Here is a 22,163-nt window from a genome sequence, read left to right on the forward strand (position 1 = left end):
TTGTAAGTATTCCTCTACACCGAGACAAGGAAGTTTCATTTGAAGATATTAATGAATTTATAAAAGCGCATAAATTTGTATCTATTGAACAAAATATATTTGGCTATGAAATTTCTACAAAGCGTTATCCTTAAATTTAAAATCTACTATATAACTAAAAAAGGGCTGCCACGAAATTTTTCATTTCTGTGATCGCCCTTTTTTTATGCTTTTACAGCTTTCGTTGTTTCTTTTCGTGCTTTGCGACGCTCTTCCAATCGTTTTCGATCTTCTTCTGATTGTGCATTGTATTTTGGCAACATTAAAATTTGGTATGCATTAACGGCTACTAATGGGAATAATAGTAGTGCAACATATACATCAATATTATCTTGTCTTCCCATTAAAGCGATGATCCATTCCAATGATGTAATAACGATCATAAAAAACAATGTCGAAATCAGCACATGCGGCTTTTGCGTCATTTTGATTTTTTTTATTGCTGTCCATATAGCCGCGGCGATTAGTACCGTAAGTAAGAAACCATAAAAAACCCAGTCTCCCGCTGCATTTGCTCCCGGTGCAAAACGGAAAACAATAATATCCACCAACACGATAATGATTAATAAAATTTGAATCCAATTCCAAAGTGTCAAAGATCTAAATATATTGACCCCGACTTGATGTAATGTCAAATAAGCGAAAAAGCCTGCTTGTGCCATTACACTCATCGTCATCCCTAATACGATATTCCAAACTACTGCAGCAAGAAATTCCGAGATTTCTCCGTTCGCTAAGTATGGCTGGTAAAAGTCCCAACGAATAATTAACGAGGCAACTGCATTAACTAAACCACCGATTACTAATGCCCAAAAAGCAAACTTCACCCAGTTTCGTATCGTCACGAACAAATTCCCCCATTTTTTAATATATCTTGTATATTTTATCAATTTGATGTGAAAAAAGCGACCTCTCTTAAAAGATGTTACATACAATCGGTAAAATTGTGAACAATAAGCGAAAGCGCATAAATGAAGAAAGGTCGTGAGAAAAGTGAAACGATTAATCATACTAGCCTTTTCCCTCATTCTCCTTGCCGGTTGTAATGATGCCAAATCGACGACAATGTCTTATGATGAAGTAAAGAAAATTATGGTCGATGCCATTCAGACAGAGGACGGGAAAAAAGCAATTCGCCAAATGTTTGAAGATAAGAATTTCCGGGAGTTGCTTATTTTAAATACGGAGGAAGTTAAAAAAGCGACCGAGGAGACAATGTTGTCAAAAGAGGCAATGGATTTTTGGATTAAAACATTCGAAGACCCGAAATTCAAAGAAACATTCGCAAAAAGTATGCAGGATCAGCAGGAAGATCTTATGAAAAACTTACTGAACGACGCCAGCTACCAGGAAGCTTTAACGTCTTTCTTCGACCAGCCGGATATGCAAAAACAGCTGGAAAGCATAATGAAAGGTGCCGTCATGCGAAAAGAGCTTGAAAAAATCGTAATGGAAACAATCGAAAATCCGCTTATGCAGACAAAATGGCAGGATCTCATTAAAAAGAGCGGTGAAGCTTCATCCGAAAAGGAATCGGAATCGGGATCTGAATCCGGGTCCGGCTCCGAGAAGGAAAGCGGCGGCGGTAAAGAAAGTGGTGGAGGATCATAAAAAAACAACCAGTCGTCTCATTCGGGACAACTGGTTGTTTTTTTATTTTTTAATTAACTCTGAAATAATTTCTTCAGCGATTTGCAAATAGATTTTACCTGTTGGGTGACTTTCTGCATAGACAGATGGTGCAAAGTCTTCCTCTGTCCAATCTGGTTGTCCTAATGGAATTTGACCAAGTAATTTTGTGCGCAGTTCATCAGCAAGCTTTGGACCGCCACCTTGACCAAATACAAATTCTTTTTCCCCTGATTTGCTTTCATACCAAGCCATATTCTCAATAACACCAAGAATTTCATGATTTGTCTGTAATGCCATCGCACCTGCACGGGCTGCTACGAAAGCGGCTGTCGGATGAGGTGTTGTTACAACAATCTCTTTTGAAGACGGCAGCATTTGGTGAATGTCCAGAGCTACGTCCCCTGTTCCTGGTGGTAAATCCAATAGTAAGTAGTCTAAATCGCCCCACTCTACATCACGGAAGAACTGGTCCAATACTTTTCCAAGCATCGGTCCGCGCCATACGATTGGTGCATTATTTTCAACGAAGAATCCCATAGAGATAACTTTTACACCAAGACGCTCTACCGGGTAAATACGGTCATCTTTTACGACCGGCATTTCCGTAACACCCATCATGTCCGGTACAGAGAAACCATAAATATCGGCATCGATTAAACCGACTTTTTTGCCAAGGCGTGCTAGTGCAACTGCCATATTTACAGATACCGTCGATTTCCCTACTCCGCCTTTACCTGATGCGATTGAAATAAACTGTACGCTTGATAAAGGGGATAAAATATCCTGTGCTTCCGATTCCGTCGCTTGTCCACGGAATGATTGCAGTACTTCTGCAGGTAATTCTTCAAAACGAATCCCAACGGAAGCCGCGCCATTTTCCTTTAACACTTCAACAATTTTCATTTGCAGTGTCATTTGTTCAGGCGTATTAGTTTTTGCGATTGCAATACGAACACTCACATGCGCTTTTTCCGCTTTAATCGAAACGTTTGTTACACCTTTTGTTTCTGCTAGTGATTTATGTAAAAACGGATCTTGTAGTTCTCCTAGTAGTTCTCGGACTTGTTCCTCATTTAACATATCAAACACTCCCCTGAATGAAATTACAATTGTTAGTATATCATAATCGATTCGTATTGTTATTACATGTTGCCTACTCGTATTTTACGTGAATATAATTTTCGATGCCACGCGCAATCGCAAATGCCATTTTTTCCTGATAGCTGTCATTTGCCAGTAAATCACGCTCTTCCTCATTGCTTAAAAAACCTGTTTCGACTAATACAGCCGGCTTTTCGACTTTCTTTAATAAATAAACATTTTTAATCGCCAGTGCTTCGCGTTCCGTATTTTCCATCGTCTCTCGAATTGATTGCTGAACAGCCTGTGCGAGTGCCGCACTTTTCTCATGTCCTGTCTGATGGTAAAACACTTGCGCCCCTCTCCACTTGCTATTTGGGATTGCATTTGCATGAATCGTAATGAATAGATCCGGTTCATGTGATTCTACTAACGTTTCACGTAAAAAGATGTCCTGTTTTTTACGCTCACGAAGTGTTGGAAAGGTCTCACTTGGTGCATGTTCACTTAATACATCCCCATCTGTTGAACGTGTTAATACTACTTCTGCCCCTAAACGTGTCAATTGACGAGCTACTTTTTTTGTAATTGCCAGTGTCACATCTTTTTCGATTACCTCTCCATTTGAGGCACCACCATCAACTCCTCCATGACCAGCATCTAATACAATTTTTACCCCACCTAATGGCTCGGGCAAAAAAAATCGCCGGTCGGATGCATTCGTTTCATATACAACGACAAGCATCGAACAAAAAATTACGAATATGAGTGCAAGCCAACGTCTCAAAAAAAACACCGTCCTTTTTGCCTACTATACGCAAAAGGACGGTGGAATATTCACCTTATCATTGCGACAAAAGCTGACGCTGTAATGTTGCATAAAAACCTTGTTCATTCATTAAAGAATCATGATTTCCCTGCTCTAAAATCCGGCCATCTTTAATGACAATGATCTGGTCTGCATTTTCAATTGTTTTAAGACGGTGTGCAATGACAAAGCTCGTACGCCCTTCCATCAAATTGTTCAAACCTTTTTGAATATGCACTTCTGTCATCGTATCCACACTTGAAGTTGCTTCGTCTAAAATCAAGATGTCGGGATCCTCTAAAATTGCACGTGCAATCGCTATAAGCTGACGCTGCCCCTGACTTAAATTTAAGCCCCCGCTTGTAAGCACTGTTTCGTACTGTTCAGGCAAATACTTTATAAAATTATGTGCATATGCAATTTTTGCCGCTTGTTCAACTTCATCATCCGTTGCATGGAGCTTACCGAAACGGATATTCTCACGTACTGTTCCTGAAAACAAGTACGTATCCTGCAGTACGACTCCGACATGATCACGCACATTCGTCATCTTGTATTGCCCAATTGGTTCACCGTCCAATAAGATCCGGCCCCCTGTCGCATCATAAAATCGGGTTAATAGCTGGATGATTGTCGTCTTCCCTGAACCAGTCGGACCAACGATGGCAACTGTCTCTCCTGCTTTTGCTTCAAAATCAATTCCGTGTAATACTGTCTTGCCCGTTTCATAAGCAAACTGAACATTTTCGAACTTAACATCACCACTAAACTTTTCTTTCGCTTTTGCATTTCCCATATCTGCTACTTCCTTTGCTTCATCCAGCACTTCAAAAACGCGCTCGGAGCCCGCAATAGCCGATTGGAACGTATTGAGCAAGTTCGATAGCTGATTGATCGGTCGGAAAAACTGGCGGGTATACGTAACAAAAGATGCGATTACACCGATTGTCAGTCCGCTTGTTACAGCCATGATTGCACCGGCACCTATTACAAGACTTAAACCTAAGTTGTTCATAAAGTTATTGATTGGGCCCATGAAGCCAGAAATTATATCAGCTCGCATTGCTGAACCGCGCAATCGCTCATTGGCTTCTTTAAACTCAGCGAGCGTTGATTTTTCCTGACCGAAAAGCGTAATAATATCCGCGTTCGAAATGGTTTCTTCAATATAACCATTCAAATTGCCCAGATCCCGTTGACGTGCTTTGTAGTTTACACTGCTTCGTTTAATAATCTGCTTTGTCGCATAGACGATGAGCGGAATAATAATGAGTGTTACTAGGGCTAATCGCCAATCTAAATAAAAGAGTGCAAAGGCCGTTCCGATAATCGTTAAAAAACTCGAAACAATTTGAATGACACTTTGTGACAATGCGGCATTTAAATTTTCGATATCATTTGTCATCCGGCTCATTAAATCGCCTTGCTGTCTTTTGTCGTAAAAGGAAAGCGGCAATGACTGATACTGCTCAAACAGCTGTTGTCGCAGCCGGCGAATCGTTTTCTGTGAAACTCGAATCATGACGAATGTTTGAAGCCAAGTGAGTAAAGACGACGCGATATAGACGCCGGCTAAAATAAGTGCCATCCGAATCGCTCCCGGAACATCGAGCTTCACAATATAATCATCGATTGTTTTCCCGATCAGAAACGGGCCGACTAAGCTTAACAATGTACTAATAAATACGAAAATGACAACACTGATCAGTTCTACCTTTTGTATGCGTAAATAGCTCCAAATACGAAGCAATGTTTCTTTTTGATTTTTCGGCTTCACAACCGGACCTGTAAAGCGGCCACCTGGATGCCTCATTGGTGCAGGCGGTTCCCCTTGTTGTTTATTCACTTAAGGTCACCCCTTTTTCTGCCTGTGTTTTCGCCATCTCTTGATATAATGGACTTTCCTGCAATAATTGCTCATGTGTTCCTGCTGCGGCAATTTTCCCGTCGTCCATTACGAGTATTTGATCGGCATGACGAATGGAAGAGATTTTAGACGAGACAATAACTTTTGTGGCATCGCTAAATTGTTCTTCAATTGCCCGTTGAATCGTTTTTTCAGAAATACTGTCAACCGCACTTGTCACATCATCCAAAATTAAAATACTCGGTTTCCGGATAAAGGACCTCGCCATTGCCAATCGCTGCTTTTGCCCGCCTGACAAGTTTGTTGCCCCTTGTGTGAGCAAGTGTTCTGTCCCTGCATCCAGCTTATCGACAAACTCCTGGGCGTTTGCTGATTGCAATGCCTGCAAAATTTCCTCTGCTTTTGCATCGGGTTTGCCGTATCGTAAGTTGTCGGCGATCGTTTTTGAAAACAATGTCGCTTTTTGCGGCGCAAAGCCGACCGACTGGCGTAAATGTTCCAATGAATAGTTCCCGATCGGTAAACCGTCTATTTTTACGCTGCCACTGTCAGGATCAAACAGGCGCGGTATCATTTTAACTAATGTCGATTTCCCGCTGCCTGTCATTCCGATAATGCCGACCGTTTCTCCCGCATTCACATGGAAGCTAATGTTTTTCAATACTGATTCTGTTTCTTTTAAATAGGAGAAGCTTACATTTTCAAAACTTATACTTCCTTGAATTTCCTTCGTCTCTGGTGCTGAAGGACTTATTAAGTCTGTTTTCTCTTCCAGCACTTCTACGATCCGCCCTGCGCTTGGTATTGCACGTGCCAACTGTACAAGTACCATTGAAGAACTCATCAGCCCCTGCATGACCATCATCAAATAATTGATAAAAGCAAGGATAACCCCCACTTGCAGCGTATTGTTATCTACTTTGATCGCACCCATCCAAAGTGCTGCAACAATACCTAAGTTCACGACAAACATCGTAAGCGGTGCAAGTACACCTATAATTTGATCGGCTGCCATACTGCGCTTCATCATCTGTGTGTTCACTCCGGTAAACTGCTCGATTTGATGATTTTTCCGATTGTATGCCTTAATGACCCGAATACCTGCCAAGTTTTCCTGGACTTTCGTATTTACAACATCGACAACCTTTTGCACTTTATGAAAAAGCTTTCCTGAAAGTGCCGTAAAATAGTACATGCAAAATGCCAAAATCGGTACAACGACCAACAAAATCGGAAATAACTCGCGTGCTGTAATAAAGACAATGACAATCGCCCCGATAAACATCATCGGTCCGCGGACAAATACTTTTAATAACATCGTCAGTGCACGCTGAAGCATCTCCATATCACTTGTTAAATTCGTAACAAGCTTTCCGAGCGTAAATTTATCTTTACTGCTATTTGAAAAGTACGTAATTGTTTCATATAAATCCTGACGTAGATCGGTTGAAAAGTTAACGGCCGTCCGTGATGCATAAATCGAACACCCTACCCCTCCGATTAAGCCGATTACGGATGTCGCTATCATTAAGCCAAACATTTTCACAATATATGACGTATCATTTTGAGCAATCCCATCATCGATAATATGCTTTAATATTGTAGGCTGCAGTAAATCCATGCTTACCTCAATAACCATCATTACGGGAGCTATGATTGCAAATAATATATACGGCTTAATATATTTTGAGAGTTTCCATACTGCCTGCATTAAACAAGTTCACTTCCTTATGTTGTGAAAAATTATTCCTCTTCTGTTGCCTGTGTATCTTCCAGCAATTCATTCAACTGAAACAAGCCTACGAAATCATTCATAATCGCTTCGGTCGCTTTCAGTTCTCCGGCAATAACAGGATGAATCGATTGCAAATCCGCAGACTCCAGCTGTTGTTTCAATGTTGAACGTTTCATTTCGAGTTGGCGGTAAAACTCCAGTGCACGCCCGCGACGGAAAGTTTGGGCACCTTTTGGGCGGCGCTTACCATGTTCTCCTTCTCCTCGATGTCTCTCCCTACCTTCTGATTTCAAATTTTTCACCTCATCGTTTTTGAATACTATTGTATACCAATGTATACAATTATGGCAATGCATTAGAATACGTACAAATTTTTCTCAAACCCTTTTATTTTGTTTGTTCCTTAAATATCGTTACTATGAAAAAAACAGTTTCATTAAAGGGGTACATAAAATTGAAAAACGTAACAAGCGATATTATACAATTCAGAGGATCGCATTATGAGTTTGGTATATATCAGGGAGAGCTTTTAAAAGATTCCCCTCTTTTTTATAATAGAGAAAAACTTTATAAACAATTGAATCTTAAATTTTCTATAGATAAATTATTTGTTAAGCAACTTTTAAACCGGTTCGGCCCGGGAATTGAAGAGGAAATCGAAGGTCTCGCTTATACACTTGGTTATACGGAAGAACAGGCTTTACTTCACTATGGTGGCTATTATGCGGCACATAAAAAAAGCGGCTGCTCGATAACGACAAGCCCTTCTTATATGATCCGCAACTATGACAATGACCCTCAAAGTTATGATGGGCGTTTTATGTTATATGCCCCGACTGACGGCGGCTACGCATCTGTCGGACCTTCCATGCAAATTACAGGCCGCATGGATGGAATGAATGAGAAAGGACTCGTCGTCGGTTATAACTTCGTAAATACGAAAAACAGGGCAGATGGCTTTGTATGCAATATGATCGGGCGTCTGTTGCTGGAACGCTGTGCAACTGTTGAAGAAGGGATTTCACTATTAAAAAATATTCCCCATAAGCATTCATTTAATTATGTATTACTGGATGCCAAGCAAACGATGGTTGCAGTAGAAGCATCTCCGCGCAATGTGGCCGTTCGGGACGCAACCGCCTGTACGAACCACTTTAAAGTTCTGACAGAAGAAAACCGGTATCGAACGGAAGATTCCTTAGCGCGTGAAAATATTATTTCGAGTGCCCAGACAATTCCACTTAGTTTTGAAAAAGCATTTACATTATTGAATGGTATCGAAAATGGGGTCTTTGCGACAAAATACGGAGCATGGGATGGTACACTCCATACGGTTGGCTATTTACCGGCTGAAGGGAAATGTATTGTTGCTCTAGGCGGGGATGCATTGCCTGTAGTGATTGATTTTAAATCGTGGCTAAGCGGTACTCATTTGCCTCTTTCAAAAATTAAAGGAAAACTCCATGCGACAAACGGTTTTGCAAATGAATAAGAACAAAAGTCTAAAGCGCCCGTTTCACTCCGAGGGACATATCGACACTTCCTTGTGGCATGCCCCCAATGACTCATCTTGTGTGAGCCGCAAGACTAGGAAGGCCTGCCGCAAAAGTAAATGCTTTACCACTTTTGCACGGAGGGACTTAATGGTGCGAGGAGTTGGCGCTTTAGCAAGGACGGAACAAAAAACCCTTTCTCGGAAAAATTCCAAGAAAGGGTTTTGTAATTTCGCAAAATAGTAATCGTAAAGATTAACGTTTTGAGAACTGAGGTGCACGACGAGCGCCGCGTAGACCTGGTTTTTTACGCTCTTTCATACGTGAATCACGAGTTAATAGACCCGCTGATTTTAAAGCTGGGCGGAAGTCTGGATCAACTTGTAATAATGCACGTGCGATACCGTGACGGATTGCTCCAGCTTGACCTGTGAAGCCACCACCGTTTACGTTAACGTGAACGTCATATGAACCTTTAGTTTCTGTAGCTACTAATGGTTGGTTGATAATTAAGTGTAAAGTTTCGTATGGTAGGTAATCAGAAACATCACGGTTGTTGATTACTACTTTACCTTCGCCTGGTACTAAACGTACGCGAGCAGTTGAGCTTTTACGGCGACCTGTGCCGATGTATTGTACTTGTGCCAAAGTTATTTCCTCCTATTATAGTTTATTGATTAACCACGTAACTCGTAAGCTTCTGGTTTTTGTGCAGCATGTGGATGTTCAGAACCAGTGTAAACGTTCAATTTAGAGAACATTTGACGACCTAAAGAGTTCTTTGGAAGCATACCTTTAATTGCTAACTCAAGCATTTGAGTTGGGTATTTTTCCTTCATTTCACCAGCTGTACGTTGTTTTAAACCACCAGCGAATTGAGTGTGACGGTAGTAAATTTTCTTTTGTAATTTGTTACCTGTTAACTCAATTTTATCAGCGTTGATGATGATCACATGATCTCCTGTATCAACGTTTGGTGTGAAAGTTGGTTTATGTTTACCGCGTAAGATAGAAGCTACTTCAGAAGCTAAACGACCTAACGTTTGGCCTTCTGCGTCAACTACTAACCATTTACGTTCTACTTCTTGACCTTTAGCCATGAAAGTTGTGCGCATGTTTGTATCCTCCTAATCGATATGAATTACCGTTATTTTTCATTATATACACTTTATAAGTTTCGGGGCTTATTATTGTGGTGGTAATGAAAATACCATACATCATCATATACTGGATCGCGTTTAAAGTCAAGATATTTAATTGAACACCTGGAGAGGTTGTTAACCCTTTTCACAAGCCGATTTCTCTAGGATTTTATAGCGAAAAGGAAAACTTTTTCAAATAAATTTTTATAAATCTTGATAAAAAACTTGTTCCAAATATAGACCATGTGCTGGTGCTGTTTTACCTGCTTGTGCACGGTCCATTGAAGCGATCGCCTTTTCCAGTGACGCTGCTTCCCTTCGACCGATGCCAACTTCCCACAATGTGCCTGCAATGATCCGTACCATATTGTACAAAAAGCCGTTGCCGCTGATGGTCATATGCAGCTCTTCCCCATGCCAGTCAAGCTCCAGTGCTTCAACCGTACGCACTTTATCGACAACACTCGTATTCGCCGCGCAAAAACAGCTGAAATCATGTGTTCCGACAATTGCCTGTGCTGCTTTACGCATTGCCTCTACATTCGGTTTCACTCCGCCTGTCTCGACTGTATAATGCCTTCTAAACGGGCTTTGAACAGTGCAGCAATCCCAAATATACCGGTAACGCTTGCCTGATACATCATAGCGGGCATGAAAGTCTTCCCTTACTTGCTCCATATGAAGAACACGAATATCACGCGGCAATTGGACATTTAGTGCCTTTTGGAATTTTTCAGGTGGAATTGCAAGAGCGGTATCAAAATGTATAACCTGACCCGTTGCATGGACACGCGCATCTGTACGGCCGCTCGCTGTAATTCTAACATGTGTCCCTTTATGCATTGTTGTTAATACTTTTTCGATTTCAAGCTGTACTGTACGCTCACCCGGCTGCACCTGATAGCCGGCAAAACTTGTACCGTCATAGCTAATCGTTGCTTTTAATCTCACCATATCTTTACTCCTCTAACTGCGCAGCATCCATAAAAGGACGCCCAGTAATACAAGTACGACTAAAATAGCCGTATCTCTTCCCATCCACTTTAACTGACGGTATTTCGTACGCCCTTCGCCACCACGGTAACCTCGCACTTCCATCGCAGTCGCTAAATCCTCTGCACGTTTAAAAGCACTGACAAAGAGCGGTACTAACAATGGCACAACCGCTTTTAGACGGTCTTTAATCGGTCCTGCACTTAAATCCGAGCCACGGGCCATCTGTGCTTTCATAATTTTATCCGTCTCATCCATTAATGTTGGAATGAAACGTAAAGAAATCGACATCATTAATGCAAGCTCATGGACAGGCAGCTTTACCTTTTTAAACGGATTGAGCAGCACTTCCAGACCGTCCGTAATTGAAATAGGAGAAGTAGTCAACGTTAAGATAGATGTCATAAATACAAGCATTAAAAAACGCATCGATATGAACATCCCTTGCCGTAAGCCTTCTTCGTATATTTTCATAAAGCCAAGATCAATTAATACAGGTCCTTCCCTTGTCATAAACAAATGCAAAATCAAAGTGAATAGCATTAAAAATATGACGGGTTTTAAGCCGTTGATCAGAAAATAAAGGCGGATTCTCGATAGTAGAATAACGAGTAATGTAAATGCTAAAAGCAGCGCATAGGTTACTACATTATTGGCAAAAAAGACTACGATAATAAAGACAAAAACAAAGAGCAGCTTTGAACGCGGATCAAGCTTATGCACAAATGAATTTCCCGGTATATAACGCCCAAAAATCATTTTTTCCATCATTGCTGTTCACGCCCCTTTGGAATTGCCTGTCCAATTTCCACGGCAAGCTCTTCTTCAGTTAAGCATACTTTCGCTAATGGTTTCCCTATCATCTTCTCGACCAGATGCTGGAAGCGAACAATACGTGGCGGCTCCAGACGGAATTGGGCAAGTGTTTGACGATCGCTGAAAATCATACGCGGCTCTCCGGTCAACACACAGCGTCCTTCATGCATAATGGCAACCGCATCCGCATAGCGTGCTGCATCTTCCATACTATGTGTAACAAGTATCGTTGTTAAACCGCGCTCTTTATGTAGCTTATAAAATAAGTCCATAATTTCCTTTTGACCACGAGGATCCAAGCCCGCTGTTGGCTCATCGAGAACGATTACTTCGGGATCCATTGCCAATACCCCTGCAATGGCGACACGGCGCATTTGACCACCGGATAGGTCGAATGGGGATTTGTCCAATATGTCTTCCGGCAATCCTACTAATGAAATCAGCTCACGCGCCCGTTTTTCCGCTTCTTCTTCAGACACCCCAAAATTCATCGGACCAAACATAATATCCTTTAAAACGGTCTCCTCAAAAAGTTGGTGCTCAGGAAACTGAAACACGATACCTACCTTTTGGCGCATTGCTTTTAAATCCTTCGCTTTTTTTCCTGCTTCAATCATTCGGTCCCCGATTTTTACGGTACCGCTGGAAGGTTTTAATAATCCGTTGAAATGCAGGAGAATTGTTGATTTACCTGAACCTGTATGTCCGATAATTGCCTGAAATGTTCCACTTTTAATTGTTAAGTCAACCTCATGTAAAGCTTTCTTTTCAAATGGAGTGCCTTTTGCATAGGCATAGCTTACTTGTTGAAGTTGGATGTCCATAAGTCATTCACCAGCTCTTCTTCTGTCATATGTTGTCCTACAAGATGTACACCCTGTGCTTGCAGCAGCTTCGTCATTTTCATCGCAAACGGCATATCCAACCCAAACTGTACGAGATCATCACCCAATGCAAAAATCTCTTCAGGCGTTCCTTCAGCGTATTTCTTACCGGCGTTCATAAAAATAATACGGTCTGCCAATAATGCTTCTTCAAGATCATGGGTTATTGCAAGTACCGTTAGGCCAATTTCTTTACGCAGTGCTTCCACGATTGTTAACACTTCTTCACGGCCTTGAGGATCCAGCATAGATGTTGCTTCGTCCAATATTAATATTTGCGGATGCATTGCCAATGCCCCTGCAATCGCAACACGCTGCTTCTGTCCGCCTGATAGATGATGGGGCTCGTGATTGATAAAGTCTTCCATTTTCACCTGTCTGAGAGCATTGTGCACACGTTTAACCATCTCTTCATGCGGAACACCGTTGTTTTCGAGCGAGAAGGCCACATCATCCTGCACAGTAGCCCCTACAAACTGATTATCCGGATTTTGAAAGACAATACCAATCTGCGAACGGATATCCCATATATTCTCTTCTGTCAGGATCTCACGTTTAATACGGACTTCCCCTTGCTGTGGCATTAGTAAGCCGCTCATCAATTTAGCCATTGTCGATTTACCGGAGCCGTTATGACCGACAATCGTAATCCATTCACCTTTAGTAATCGTAAAGGAAACATCCTCAACTGCATTTTGTTTATGAGGCTCTTCCGGTGTATAGGAAAAGGTTACTTGATTAAATGATAAAATTTCACTCATACGCAGCTAATCTCCCCTCTGCTTCGCTATAGTATGACTTATTATTATGTTACCTTGAATTTCCCAGGAAATGATACCTATATAAAAATAAAGCACGTTTTCAAACAAGTTTTGCGCGATGGCAACCTATTTAAACGTACTTTATGTTTGCATATGTATAGGGAATTTAGGGGCTCAACCCTTCATTCCGTAAATAAAAAAGCGCGCACCTCATTCAGAGAAATGCGCTTGTCGTTACATTTACAAAATTTACGGGTGCTCAAGCCCGAAAATTCGTTGAATGAGGTGCGGAGAGCTAAACGAGACGCCAGTATTTACTACCCCGCTCATCATAACGCTCAGCTTTATTATGTCGTATAAATCAATTTTGTTTATATAAAAAAGGGGTGCGGGTTCAACCGGTGAACCGGACACCCCTTTTTCACCTGTATGTTATTAAGAATTAAACTAATTCGATAACTACTACTGGTGCGCCGTCTCCACGACGAGGACCTACTTTAAGAATACGAGTGTAACCACCTTGACGCTCCGCATAACGAGGTGCGATATCGTCAAATAATTTTTGAAGTGCGAAAACAGTTTTTTCTTCTTCGCCTTCTCCAACTGTTACTAGCTCACGACGGATGAATGCTGCTGCCTGACGACGAGCGTGTAAATCTCCGCGTTTACCTAAAGTAATCATTTTCTCAACAGCTTTACGAGTTTCTTTAGCGCGCGCTTCAGTTGTTTCGATGCGCTCGTTGATGATTAAATCAGTAGCTAAGTCGCGTAATAATGCTTTACGTTGAGAACTTGTACGACCAAGTTTTCTGTAACCCATGGACGTTTCCCTCCTTTTAAATATATCTGATCTAGCTAAATTTTATAATTTTTCGCTTAGTCTTCTTTACGTAATCCTAAACCAAGCTCTTCTAACTTATGCTTAACTTCTTCAAGAGACTTACGACCAAGATTACGTACTTTCATCATATCGTCTTCTGACTTATTAGCTAATTCAAGTACCGTATTGATACCAGCACGCTTTAAGCAGTTGTAAGAACGAACCGAAAGATCAAGTTCTTCGATAGTCATCTCTAATACTTTTTCTTTTTGGTCTTCTTCTTTTTCGACCATGATTTCAGCAGTTTGTGCCTCGTTCGTCATGCCAACGAAGATGTTTAAGTGTTCAGTTAAAATTTTCGCTCCAAGTGAAATCGCCTCTTTAGGACCGATGCTTCCATCTGTCCATACATCAAGTGATAACTTGTCGTAGTCAGAATTTTGTCCAACACGAGTGTTCTCTACTTGGAAGTTGACGCGTGAAACTGGAGTGTAAATAGAGTCGATCGGGATCACGCCGATAGGAAGATCCTCACGTTTGTTTTGATCAGCAGGAGTATAACCACGGCCGCGTTGTGCGTACATACGCATACGTAAATGACCGTTCTTAGCGATTGTTGCGATATATAGATCTGGGTTTAAAATTTCTACATCACTGTCATGTGTAATGTCAGCTGCAGTAACCGTTCCGTCACCTTTTACATCAATCTCAATAACTTTTTCTTCGTCAGAGTAGATTTTTAAAGCTAGCTTTTTCACGTTTAAGATAATCGAAGCGACATCTTCTACAACGCCTTCTACAGTTGAGAATTCGTGCAGCACGCCGTCAATTTGAATTGACGTTACAGCAGCTCCAGGTAATGAAGACAGAAGGATACGACGTAGAGAATTTCCCAAAGTATTACCATAACCGCGTTCAAGCGGTTCTACAACAAACTTGCCGTATTTGGCATCTTCGCTAATCTCCACTGTTTCAATCTTTGGTTTTTCAATTTCGATCATTCCAATTTACCCTCCTTCAAAACATCTAATGTATAGGTTCTTATCATCATAGTTGTTAATCTGAGTTAGACTATAAAATGCACAAGACTTTTGTACAAAGTAACATGATGTACGTAGAAGTAATTAAACTTCTAAGCTGCACCCATTACACACGACGACGTTTTGGCGGACGGCAACCGTTATGAGGAACTGGAGTAACGTCTTTAATAGCAGTTACTTCTAATCCAGCAGCTTGAAGTGCACGTACTGCAGCTTCACGACCTGAACCAGGACCTTTAACTGTTACTTCAATGTTTTTTAAACCATGTTCCATTGAAGTTTTTGCAGCTGTTTCAGCAGCCATTTGAGCTGCGAATGGAGTTGATTTACGTGAACCACGGAAACCTAAAGCACCAGCTGAAGACCAAGATAATGCGTTACCTTGCATATCAGTGATCGTTACGATTGTATTGTTGAATGTAGAACGGATGTGAGCAACACCAGATTCGATGTTCTTTTTCACACGACGTTTACGAGTTTGTTGTTTACGAGCCATGTTAAGAAGGAACCTCCTTTACTTAATTATTTTTTCTTGTTCGCTACAGTCTTACGTGGACCTTTACGCGTACGCGCATTGTTTTTCGTATTTTGACCACGAACAGGTAAACCACGACGGTGACGGATACCACGGTTTGAAGCAATTTCCATTAAACGTTTGATGTTTAAAGATACTTCACGACGTAAGTCACCTTCAGTTTTGTATGAATCTAATTGTTCACGAATTTGGTTTAATTGATCTTCTGTTAAGTCTTTAACGCGAGTATTTTCGTCAATACCTGCACCTGCTAATACTTTTTGAGAAGTCGTTTTACCAATACCGTAAATGTATGTTAATGAAATTACAACGCGTTTGTCGCGAGGAATATCAACACCAGCAATACGTGCCATTCGTTAGTGCACCTCCTTGATTAATTATCCTTGTTTTTGTTTGTGTTTAGGATTTTCACAGATTACCATTACTTTACCGCGTCGGCGAATTACTTTACATTTTTCGCAGATCGGTTTCACAGATGGTCTCACTTTCATCTAACCTAACCTCCTTAATAGTCCGGAGTGCAAAAGATTATTTAAAACGGTATGTGATACGACCGCGAGTTAAATCATAAGGAGATAACTCAATAGTAACCTTATCTCCAGGTAGGATACGGATAAAGTGCATACGGATCTTTCCAGATACGTGTGCAAGCACAGTGTGCCCATTTTCTAATTCTACCTTAAACATCGCGTTTGGCAAAGTCTCAAGAACTGTCCCTTCGACTTCAATTACATCGTCTTTCGCCATCTTCTCGACTCCCTTCTATATGCTTATATCAAAAAACTCATGCGAGCTCTTGCAACTGTTTCTCCTAATTAAGAAGCAACTCGTTTCAACATATGTTTGGATTGCATGAGAGATGTAGAATAAGACGCTCGTCTGGTTTCGCTTCACACAATCCATGGAAACAGTATCCTATAAGGAACCGCATCCTTATGTTAACACGATAGCCGGAATGTCTTGATGAGAGATTCATACCCGTTACACAGATGCTTCCACGAAACCCATTATACGTTACAAAGATGTCATCACACTAATTAAGTGCTCAACCTTTATAGTATATACCGGGCACAATATGCTTTTGCAACTCTCAAAAAATTATGTTTCGTTGTTGCCTCCGCATGACTACCGCGGAAGCTGTCTAGCGCCCGGACGGATATCAGCTGCGGCTGCCCTGCAATAGAGCATCAAGATCAGCAAATACTTTTGAAATTTCTTGCTGTCCATTAATATTTGTAAGTACTCCCTTTGCTTCATAGAAATCAAGTAAAGGTTGTGCTTGGTTCATATTTACTTCCAGACGGTTTGTAACAGTTTCAGGGTTATCATCTGCACGTGTGTACAACTCGCCGCCATCCTTATCACAAATGCCATCCACTTTTGGTGGGTTGAACACTAAATGATATGATGTACCACAAGTCTTACAAATACGACGACCACTTAAACGTGCGATTAACTCTTCTTTTTCAACTTGAACATTAATTGTATGCTCAACAGGACGTCCTAATTCTTCAAGGATGCTATCTAAAGCTTCAGCTTGAGGAACCGTACGCGGGAATCCGTCTAATAAGAAACCTTTTTCGCAGTCTGGTTGTGAAAGACGTTCACGAACAATACCAATCGTTACTTCATCAGGTACTAATGCACCTTGATCCATAAACGCTTTGGCCTGTAAACCTAATTCTGTACCTTCTTTAATAGCGGCACGGAACATATCGCCTGTAGAAATATGAGGGATTGCGTACTTCTCAACAATTTTGTCAGCCTGAGTACCTTTACCGGCACCTGGAAGACCCATTAAAACGATATTCATACGTAATACTCCCCTTTATAGCATAAGCCGGTAAGGAAACGAAAATGTTTCCTAAACCTGCATTATTTCATAAAGCCTTTATAATGACGCTTCACTAATTGAGACTCTAACTGTTTCATCGTTTCAAGTGCAACACCGACTACGATAATCATACTTGTTCCCCCGATTTGAGCCGAAGCTGGCAGGTTCATGAAGTTAATGAATAAAATCGGCATTACTGAAATAACTACTAAGAATAAAGCGCCAACTAATGTTAAACGATAAAGTACTTTTGTTAAGTAAGCTTGAGTGTCATTACCTGGGCGGATACCCGGGATATAAGCACCCTGCTTTTTCAAGTTGTCTGCCACATTTTCCGGATTCACCTGAATGAATGCATAGAAGTATGTGAAGGCGATAATTAAAGCAACATAGATTAACATACCAACAGGTTTAGTATAGTCAAACGTGTTTGTAATAAACGCTGTTACATTATTATCTCCAAAGAATGTTGCTAAAGTTTGAGGTGTAACAATAAACGCAACCGCAAAGATTACCGGAATAACCCCTGCAGCATTTACTTTTAACGGTAAATGCGTTTGCTGTGCACCGACTTTAGGTGAATTCCCAGCAACTCGTTTTGCATATTGGATTGGAATTTTACGCAACGCTTGTTGAATATAAATAACTCCAACGACAACAGCAAGCAGCACTAGAACTAACAGAACTAAAATGGCAATATTGATAAACAATTGATCGCCGGCTCCATCAATTTGTTGTGCGTAGATTTGGTTTACTGCATTAGGAATCGCAGCAACGATACCAGCGAAGATAATAATAGAGATACCATTACCAACACCATAAGCAGTAACTTGTTCAGATAACCACAATAGGAATGCCGTACCTGCAGTTAATACGATTGAAATCGTTAAGTATGATTGAATACTAGTATCTGTAATCAACGATCCGCCATAAAATTGGTTAAATCCAAAGCTCATTGCGAAAGATTGAATAAATGCTAATACAATCGTGAAATAACGAGTGAATTGAGCCAACTTGCGTCGACCTACATCACCTTGTTTCGCCCATTCTGCAAACTTAGGAACAACATCCATTTGAAGCAACTGGACAATAATTGAGGCTGTGATGTAAGGCATAATCCCCATCGCAAAGATCGAGAAGTTTGCCAATGCACCACCGCCAAACGTATTAAGGAAACCTACTAAGCTAAACTCATCAGTTGCCTTTAATACATCTGCGTTAACATTTGGTACCGGAATGAATGTTCCGATACGAAAAATGATTAACATTAAAAGTGTGAAGATGATTTTATTTCGTATATCTCGAACGCGCATAAAGTTAGAGATTGTCTGAAACATTAGATCACCTCAGTTGTTCCGCCAGCGTTCTCAATTGCTTCTTTTGCAGAAGCTGAGAATTTGTGAGCCTTAACATTAAGTTTAACGCTTAATGTACCATGACCTAGAATTTTGATTCCAGCTTTTTCGTTGCTCACGATACCAGTTTCTAATAATAATGCAGGTGTTACTTCTGCACCATCTTCAAAACGGTTTAACGCGTCAAGGTTAACGATAGCGTATTCTTTACGGTTAATGTTCGTAAAGCCACGTTTAGGTAAACGACGGAAAAGTGGGTTTTGACCCCCCTCAAATCCTGGGCGAACGCCGCCGCCAGAACGAGCGTTTTGACCTTTATGACCTCTACCAGAAGTTTTACCGTTACCAGAACCGATACCACGACCAACGCGGTTACGTACTTTACGTGAACCTTCTGCTGGTTTTAACTCATGAAGTTTCATTTGGGTGGCACCTCCTTGTTCATATAATTGAAATTAAATTTCTTTAACAGTAACTAAGTGAGCTACTTTTGTAATCATCCCGCGGATTGCAGCGTTATCAGCTTGTTCCACAGTTTGGTTTAATTTACGTAATCCTAATGCCTCAACAACTTTACGTTGGTTTGGCTTAGTACCGATGACAGATTTATTAAGGGTAATTTGTAATTTAGCCATTATAATTCCCCCCCTTATCCTAATAACTCTTCCACTGATTTACCGCGTAGTTTTGCAACTTCTTCTGCGCGTTTTAATTCAGTTAAACCTGCTACAGTTGCACGCACCATGTTGATTGGTGTGTTTGAACCAAGAGATTTTGAAAGAATATCAGTAATACCAGCTAATTCCAGTACGGCACGTACCGGACCACCAGCGATAACTCCTGTACCAGGAGCTGCAGGTTTGATTAAGATTGAACCTGCACCGAAGCGACCTTGCACTAAGTGTGGAGTAGTTCCACCCACGCGTGGTACTTCGATTAAGTTTTTCTTCGCGTCTTCAACAGCCTTACGGATTGCATCTGGAACCTCTTGGGCTTTACCAGTACCAAATCCTACATGACCATTTTTATCTCCTACTACTACTAGAGCAGAGAAGCGGAAGCGACGACCACCTTTAACAACTTTAGCAACACGGTTAATTGTAACTACGCGTTCTTCAAGTTCTAATTTGTTTGCGTCAATGCGACTCATGAAGTATGTCCCTCCTTCTTATTAAAATTCTAAGCCGTTTTCACGTGCAGCTTCAGCTAAAGCTTTTACACGTCCGTGATATAAGTAACCGCTACGGTCAAATACTACTGTAGTAATATTTTTTTCAGCAGCGCGTTTAGCGATTGTTTCACCGATTTTAGCAGCAGATTCTACGTTTGCGCCCATACCTTCGAAAGCTTTTTCTTGAGTATTAGCAGAAACTAAAGTTACGCCAGCTACGTCATCGATTAGTTGTGCATAAATGTTCTTGTTAGAACGGAATACGTTTAAACGTGGACGTTGTGCAGTACCCGAAATTTTAGAACGAACACGCCCATGACGTTTTTTACGAACTTGATTTTTATCTTGTTTCGTAATCACAGTGGTCACTCCTTTCAAAAATTAATGCGGTTTATGCCGCATTATTTACCTGTTTTACCTTCTTTACGGCGAACGAATTCACCTTCGTAACGGATCCCTTTACCTTTGTAAGGCTCTGGTGGACGCACGTCACGGATGTTAGATGCTAATGCACCAACACGCTCTTTAGAAATACCTTTAACGATGATCTTCGTGTTTGAAGGAACTTCGACCTCTACTCCTTGCTCAGGTGTAAACTCAACTGGGTGAGAGTAACCAACGTTTAGTACAAGTTTAGTACCTTGTAACTGTGCACGGTAACCTACACCGACAAGTTCTAGAGCACGAGTGAAACCTTCAGAAACACCTGTTACCATGTTAGCTAGTAACGCACGAGTTGTACCGTGGTTTGTACGGTGTTCTTTAGAATCAGAAGGACGAACAACTGAAAGTGTGTTGCCTTCTTGCTCGATTTTCATATCTTGGTTAAATTGACGAGTTAATTCGCCTTTAGGACCTTTAACAGTAACAACGTTGCCAGCAGCGACTTCGATTGTTACGTTAGCAGGTACCTCGATAACTTTTTTACCTACGCGAGACATTTATATTGCACCTCCGTTCTTTTCTTACTAATTACCAAATGTATGCTAAGATTTCTCCGCCAACTTGTTTAGCGCGAGCTTCTTTATCAGTTAATAAACCGTTTGAAGTAGATACTAAAGCGATACCAAGACCGTTTAAAACTTTAGGTACTTCGTTTGTTTTAGCATATACACGTAAACCTGGTTTAGAAATACGTTTTAGACCTGTGATAACACGCTCGTTCTCTTTACCGTATTTTAAGAAAATACGGATGATACCTTGCTTGTTGTCTTCTACATATTCTACATCACGTACGAAACCTTCACGCTTTAAAATTTCAGCGATCTCTTTCTTTACGTTAGAAGCAGGAACTTCTAACTTCTCGTGACGTACCATGTTCGCATTACGAATGCGTGTAAGCATATCTGCAATCGGATCAGTCATTGTCATGAAAATTTACCTCCTTCCCAAATTAGGGGATTACCAGCTGGCTTTTTTAACGCCAGGAATTTGTCCCTTATATGCAAGTTCACGGAAACAAATACGGCAAAGTTTAAATTTGCGGTATACAGAGTGTGGACGGCCACAGCGTTCACAACGTGTATATTCTTGAACTTTAAATTTTTGCGTGCGTTGTTGTTTAACGATCATTGATTTTTTTGCCACGTCTTCGCCCTCCTTATTTTATTACTTTTGGAACGGCATTCCGAACTGTGTTAATAACTCGCGAGCTTCTTCGTCAGAATTCGCAGTAGTTACGATCACGATGTCCATACCGCGTACTTTTGAAACTTTATCGTAATCGATTTCTGGGAAAATTAATTGCTCTTTAACACCTAATGTATAGTTACCGCGACCGTCGAATGCTTTTTTAGAAACACCACGGAAGTCACGTACACGTGGAAGTGCGATAGAGATTAATTTATCCAGGAATTCATACATACGCTCACCGCGTAATGTAACTTTAGCACCGATCGCTTGACCTTCACGTAAACGGAAACCTGCGATAGATTTTTTCGCTTTAGTTACTACTGGTTTTTGACCAGTAATTGTTGTTAATTCTTCAACAGCTACATCAAGAGCTTTTGAGTTTTGAACAGCGTCACCAACACCCATGTTGATAACGATTTTCTCCACTTTAGGAACTTGCATTACTGATTTATATTCGAACTTGCTCATAAGAGCAGGTGAAACTTCACTTAAATATTTTTCTTTTAGGCGGCTCATGTGTGTACCT

General features: G+C 40.9%; 31 protein-coding genes (1 of these 31 cut by a window edge). 3 read left to right on the plus strand and 28 right to left on the minus strand.

Annotated elements, in window-relative coordinates:
* Positions 1–134, plus strand: partial view of a hypothetical protein gene (locus MKZ25_RS18725; RefSeq protein ID WP_340802804.1) — the 3' end only. It extends 511 nt beyond the left edge of the window; 134 of the gene's 645 nt are visible here — the last part of the coding sequence; the start codon falls outside the window, past its left edge; the stop codon is at positions 132–134.
* A gap of 69 nt (positions 135–203) precedes the next feature.
* Here MKZ25_RS18725 and MKZ25_RS18730 read toward each other — a convergent pair whose 3' ends face one another.
* Positions 204–884: a KinB-signaling pathway activation protein gene (locus MKZ25_RS18730; RefSeq protein ID WP_340802805.1), complete on the minus strand. Its 681-nt coding sequence runs from the start codon at positions 882–884 to the stop codon at positions 204–206.
* A 148-nt stretch (positions 885–1,032) separates the two neighbouring features.
* On the opposite strand from MKZ25_RS18730, the gene gerD reads away from it, so the two are divergent.
* The gene (gerD, locus tag MKZ25_RS18735) at positions 1,033–1,650 is read left to right on the plus strand and encodes a spore germination lipoprotein GerD (RefSeq protein ID WP_340802806.1); all 618 of its coding nucleotides are present in this window, start codon (positions 1,033–1,035) and stop codon (positions 1,648–1,650) included.
* A 42-nt stretch (positions 1,651–1,692) separates the two neighbouring features.
* On the opposite strand, the gene MKZ25_RS18740 is transcribed toward gerD, so the two are convergent.
* The 5 genes from MKZ25_RS18740 to MKZ25_RS18760 all read right to left on the minus strand — a co-directional run bounded on the left by MKZ25_RS18740 (position 1,693) and on the right by MKZ25_RS18760 (position 7,454).
* Positions 1,693–2,751, minus strand: a complete 1,059-nt coding sequence (locus MKZ25_RS18740) for a P-loop NTPase (RefSeq protein ID WP_340802807.1) — start codon at positions 2,749–2,751, stop codon at positions 1,693–1,695.
* Between the two features lie 73 nt (positions 2,752–2,824).
* Complete coding sequence (locus MKZ25_RS18745; protein ID WP_340802808.1) at positions 2,825–3,538, minus strand: N-acetylmuramoyl-L-alanine amidase; 714 nt, start codon at positions 3,536–3,538, stop codon at positions 2,825–2,827.
* Positions 3,539–3,596: 58 nt separating this feature from the next.
* Positions 3,597–5,405: an ABC transporter ATP-binding protein gene (locus MKZ25_RS18750; protein WP_445326875.1), complete on the minus strand. Its 1,809-nt coding sequence runs from the start codon at positions 5,403–5,405 to the stop codon at positions 3,597–3,599.
* On the minus strand, positions 5,398–7,137 hold the full coding sequence (locus tag MKZ25_RS18755) for an ABC transporter ATP-binding protein (RefSeq protein ID WP_340802809.1): 1,740 nt from the start codon (positions 7,135–7,137) through the stop codon (positions 5,398–5,400). The genes MKZ25_RS18750 and MKZ25_RS18755 overlap by 8 nt, the downstream gene beginning before the upstream one ends.
* Positions 7,138–7,169: 32 nt before the next feature.
* The gene (locus MKZ25_RS18760; protein WP_340802810.1) at positions 7,170–7,454 is read right to left on the minus strand and encodes a 2-keto-3-deoxygluconate kinase; all 285 of its coding nucleotides are present in this window, start codon (positions 7,452–7,454) and stop codon (positions 7,170–7,172) included.
* A 161-nt stretch (positions 7,455–7,615) separates the two neighbouring features.
* Here MKZ25_RS18760 and MKZ25_RS18765 point away from each other — a divergent pair, with 161 nt between their 5' ends.
* Entirely contained in the window at positions 7,616–8,653 is a 1,038-nt protein-coding gene (locus MKZ25_RS18765) for a C45 family peptidase (protein ID WP_340802811.1), read from the plus strand.
* 256 nt (positions 8,654–8,909) lie between these two features.
* Here the strand turns inward: MKZ25_RS18765 and rpsI are convergent, their stop codons facing one another.
* The 22 genes from rpsI to rplE form a co-directional block, all read right to left on the minus strand.
* Positions 8,910–9,302 (minus strand): 30S ribosomal protein S9, encoded by a 393-nt coding sequence (gene rpsI, locus MKZ25_RS18770; RefSeq protein WP_251690844.1) that lies wholly within the window; start codon positions 9,300–9,302, stop codon positions 8,910–8,912.
* 29 nt (positions 9,303–9,331) lie between these two features.
* A complete protein-coding gene (gene rplM / locus MKZ25_RS18775) occupies positions 9,332–9,769 on the minus strand; it encodes a 50S ribosomal protein L13 (RefSeq protein ID WP_008406709.1) in 438 nt (145 codons plus the stop codon).
* 231 nt (positions 9,770–10,000) lie between these two features.
* Positions 10,001–10,750: a tRNA pseudouridine(38-40) synthase TruA gene (gene truA, locus MKZ25_RS18780; protein ID WP_340802812.1), complete on the minus strand. Its 750-nt coding sequence runs from the start codon at positions 10,748–10,750 to the stop codon at positions 10,001–10,003.
* A 12-nt stretch (positions 10,751–10,762) separates the two neighbouring features.
* Positions 10,763–11,560, minus strand: coding sequence for an energy-coupling factor transporter transmembrane component T family protein (locus MKZ25_RS18785; protein WP_340802813.1), 798 nt, complete (start codon positions 11,558–11,560; stop codon positions 10,763–10,765).
* Positions 11,557–12,429 (minus strand): energy-coupling factor ABC transporter ATP-binding protein, encoded by an 873-nt coding sequence (locus MKZ25_RS18790; RefSeq protein WP_340802814.1) that lies wholly within the window; start codon positions 12,427–12,429, stop codon positions 11,557–11,559. The genes MKZ25_RS18785 and MKZ25_RS18790 overlap by 4 nt, the downstream gene beginning before the upstream one ends.
* The gene (locus MKZ25_RS18795; RefSeq protein ID WP_340802815.1) at positions 12,405–13,250 is read right to left on the minus strand and encodes an energy-coupling factor ABC transporter ATP-binding protein; all 846 of its coding nucleotides are present in this window, start codon (positions 13,248–13,250) and stop codon (positions 12,405–12,407) included. Before MKZ25_RS18795 ends, MKZ25_RS18790 begins: the two co-directional genes overlap by 25 nt.
* A gap of 442 nt (positions 13,251–13,692) precedes the next feature.
* Complete coding sequence (gene rplQ / locus MKZ25_RS18800; protein WP_008406715.1) at positions 13,693–14,070, minus strand: 50S ribosomal protein L17; 378 nt, start codon at positions 14,068–14,070, stop codon at positions 13,693–13,695.
* Positions 14,071–14,126: 56 nt separating this feature from the next.
* Entirely contained in the window at positions 14,127–15,071 is a 945-nt protein-coding gene (locus tag MKZ25_RS18805) for a DNA-directed RNA polymerase subunit alpha (protein WP_008406717.1), read from the minus strand.
* Positions 15,072–15,216: 145 nt separating this feature from the next.
* A complete protein-coding gene (gene rpsK, locus MKZ25_RS18810) occupies positions 15,217–15,606 on the minus strand; it encodes a 30S ribosomal protein S11 (RefSeq protein WP_008406718.1) in 390 nt (129 codons plus the stop codon).
* 26 nt (positions 15,607–15,632) lie between these two features.
* Positions 15,633–15,998, minus strand: coding sequence for a 30S ribosomal protein S13 (gene rpsM, locus MKZ25_RS18815; RefSeq protein ID WP_008406720.1), 366 nt, complete (start codon positions 15,996–15,998; stop codon positions 15,633–15,635).
* A 24-nt stretch (positions 15,999–16,022) separates the two neighbouring features.
* The gene (gene rpmJ / locus MKZ25_RS18820) at positions 16,023–16,136 is read right to left on the minus strand and encodes a 50S ribosomal protein L36 (protein ID WP_000868344.1); all 114 of its coding nucleotides are present in this window, start codon (positions 16,134–16,136) and stop codon (positions 16,023–16,025) included.
* 37 nt (positions 16,137–16,173) lie between these two features.
* On the minus strand, positions 16,174–16,392 hold the full coding sequence (infA, locus tag MKZ25_RS18825; protein WP_008406932.1) for a translation initiation factor IF-1: 219 nt from the start codon (positions 16,390–16,392) through the stop codon (positions 16,174–16,176).
* 412 nt (positions 16,393–16,804) lie between these two features.
* The gene (locus MKZ25_RS18830; protein ID WP_340802816.1) at positions 16,805–17,458 is read right to left on the minus strand and encodes an adenylate kinase; all 654 of its coding nucleotides are present in this window, start codon (positions 17,456–17,458) and stop codon (positions 16,805–16,807) included.
* Positions 17,459–17,520: 62 nt separating this feature from the next.
* Entirely contained in the window at positions 17,521–18,816 is a 1,296-nt protein-coding gene (gene secY / locus MKZ25_RS18835; protein ID WP_339174370.1) for a preprotein translocase subunit SecY, read from the minus strand.
* The gene (gene rplO, locus MKZ25_RS18840) at positions 18,816–19,256 is read right to left on the minus strand and encodes a 50S ribosomal protein L15 (protein ID WP_191701166.1); all 441 of its coding nucleotides are present in this window, start codon (positions 19,254–19,256) and stop codon (positions 18,816–18,818) included. Before rplO ends, secY begins: the two co-directional genes overlap by 1 nt.
* 33 nt (positions 19,257–19,289) lie before the next feature.
* On the minus strand, positions 19,290–19,469 hold the full coding sequence (rpmD, locus tag MKZ25_RS18845) for a 50S ribosomal protein L30 (RefSeq protein ID WP_008406936.1): 180 nt from the start codon (positions 19,467–19,469) through the stop codon (positions 19,290–19,292).
* Positions 19,470–19,483: 14 nt separating this feature from the next.
* Positions 19,484–19,984, minus strand: a complete 501-nt coding sequence (gene rpsE / locus MKZ25_RS18850; protein WP_251690860.1) for a 30S ribosomal protein S5 — start codon at positions 19,982–19,984, stop codon at positions 19,484–19,486.
* A 21-nt stretch (positions 19,985–20,005) separates the two neighbouring features.
* On the minus strand, positions 20,006–20,365 hold the full coding sequence (rplR, locus tag MKZ25_RS18855; RefSeq protein ID WP_340802817.1) for a 50S ribosomal protein L18: 360 nt from the start codon (positions 20,363–20,365) through the stop codon (positions 20,006–20,008).
* Positions 20,366–20,406: 41 nt separating this feature from the next.
* Positions 20,407–20,946: a 50S ribosomal protein L6 gene (gene rplF / locus MKZ25_RS18860; protein ID WP_340802818.1), complete on the minus strand. Its 540-nt coding sequence runs from the start codon at positions 20,944–20,946 to the stop codon at positions 20,407–20,409.
* Positions 20,947–20,977: 31 nt separating this feature from the next.
* Positions 20,978–21,376 (minus strand): 30S ribosomal protein S8, encoded by a 399-nt coding sequence (gene rpsH, locus MKZ25_RS18865; RefSeq protein ID WP_008406947.1) that lies wholly within the window; start codon positions 21,374–21,376, stop codon positions 20,978–20,980.
* A 30-nt stretch (positions 21,377–21,406) separates the two neighbouring features.
* Entirely contained in the window at positions 21,407–21,592 is a 186-nt protein-coding gene (gene rpsN / locus MKZ25_RS18870; RefSeq protein WP_008406949.1) for a 30S ribosomal protein S14, read from the minus strand.
* Positions 21,593–21,613: 21 nt separating this feature from the next.
* Positions 21,614–22,153, minus strand: a complete 540-nt coding sequence (gene rplE, locus MKZ25_RS18875) for a 50S ribosomal protein L5 (RefSeq protein ID WP_340802819.1) — start codon at positions 22,151–22,153, stop codon at positions 21,614–21,616.
* Positions 22,154–22,163: the final 10 nt, after the last annotated feature.

This window comes from Solibacillus sp. FSL W7-1464, assembly GCF_038004425.1.
Classification (GTDB): domain Bacteria; phylum Bacillota; class Bacilli; order Bacillales_A; family Planococcaceae; genus Solibacillus.

What these genes read in the sequence shown, in the direction of transcription:
- truA (WP_340802812.1), bottom strand. Translation starts at nt 10,750, where the DNA reads ATGGTGAGATTAAAAGCAACGATTAGCTATGACGGTACAAGTTTTGCC.
- rpsM (WP_008406720.1), bottom strand. Translation starts at nt 15,998, where the DNA reads ATGGCACGTATTGCTGGTGTTGATATTCCTCGCGACAAACGCGTTGTA.
- MKZ25_RS18740 (WP_340802807.1), bottom strand. Translation starts at nt 2,751, where the DNA reads ATGTTAAATGAGGAACAAGTCCGAGAACTACTAGGAGAACTACAAGAT.
- MKZ25_RS18755 (WP_340802809.1), bottom strand. Translation starts at nt 7,137, where the DNA reads ATGCAGGCAGTATGGAAACTCTCAAAATATATTAAGCCGTATATATTA.
- rpsH (WP_008406947.1), bottom strand. Translation starts at nt 21,376, where the DNA reads ATGACAATGACTGATCCGATTGCAGATATGCTTACACGCATTCGTAAT.
- rpmD (WP_008406936.1), bottom strand. Translation starts at nt 19,469, where the DNA reads ATGGCTAAATTACAAATTACCCTTAATAAATCTGTCATCGGTACTAAG.
- MKZ25_RS18795 (WP_340802815.1), bottom strand. Translation starts at nt 13,250, where the DNA reads ATGAGTGAAATTTTATCATTTAATCAAGTAACCTTTTCCTATACACCG.
- secY (WP_339174370.1), bottom strand. Translation starts at nt 18,816, where the DNA reads ATGTTTCAGACAATCTCTAACTTTATGCGCGTTCGAGATATACGAAAT.
- rplE (WP_340802819.1), bottom strand. Translation starts at nt 22,153, where the DNA reads ATGAGCCGCCTAAAAGAAAAATATTTAAGTGAAGTTTCACCTGCTCTT.
- MKZ25_RS18830 (WP_340802816.1), bottom strand. Translation starts at nt 17,458, where the DNA reads ATGAATATCGTTTTAATGGGTCTTCCAGGTGCCGGTAAAGGTACTCAG.
- rplO (WP_191701166.1), bottom strand. Translation starts at nt 19,256, where the DNA reads ATGAAACTTCATGAGTTAAAACCAGCAGAAGGTTCACGTAAAGTACGT.
- rplM (WP_008406709.1), bottom strand. Translation starts at nt 9,769, where the DNA reads ATGCGCACAACTTTCATGGCTAAAGGTCAAGAAGTAGAACGTAAATGG.
- MKZ25_RS18790 (WP_340802814.1), bottom strand. Translation starts at nt 12,429, where the DNA reads ATGGACATCCAACTTCAACAAGTAAGCTATGCCTATGCAAAAGGCACT.
- rpsE (WP_251690860.1), bottom strand. Translation starts at nt 19,984, where the DNA reads ATGAGTCGCATTGACGCAAACAAATTAGAACTTGAAGAACGCGTAGTT.
- infA (WP_008406932.1), bottom strand. Translation starts at nt 16,392, where the DNA reads ATGGCGAAAGACGATGTAATTGAAGTCGAAGGGACAGTTCTTGAGACT.
- rplF (WP_340802818.1), bottom strand. Translation starts at nt 20,946, where the DNA reads ATGTCTCGCGTAGGTAAAAAAGTTATCGAGGTACCTGCTAACGTAACA.
- MKZ25_RS18785 (WP_340802813.1), bottom strand. Translation starts at nt 11,560, where the DNA reads ATGATGGAAAAAATGATTTTTGGGCGTTATATACCGGGAAATTCATTT.
- rplQ (WP_008406715.1), bottom strand. Translation starts at nt 14,070, where the DNA reads ATGGGTTACAGAAAACTTGGTCGTACAAGTTCTCAACGTAAAGCATTA.
- rpsK (WP_008406718.1), bottom strand. Translation starts at nt 15,606, where the DNA reads ATGGCTCGTAAACAACAAACTCGTAAACGTCGTGTGAAAAAGAACATC.
- rpmJ (WP_000868344.1), bottom strand. Translation starts at nt 16,136, where the DNA reads ATGAAAGTGAGACCATCTGTGAAACCGATCTGCGAAAAATGTAAAGTA.
- MKZ25_RS18805 (WP_008406717.1), bottom strand. Translation starts at nt 15,071, where the DNA reads ATGATCGAAATTGAAAAACCAAAGATTGAAACAGTGGAGATTAGCGAA.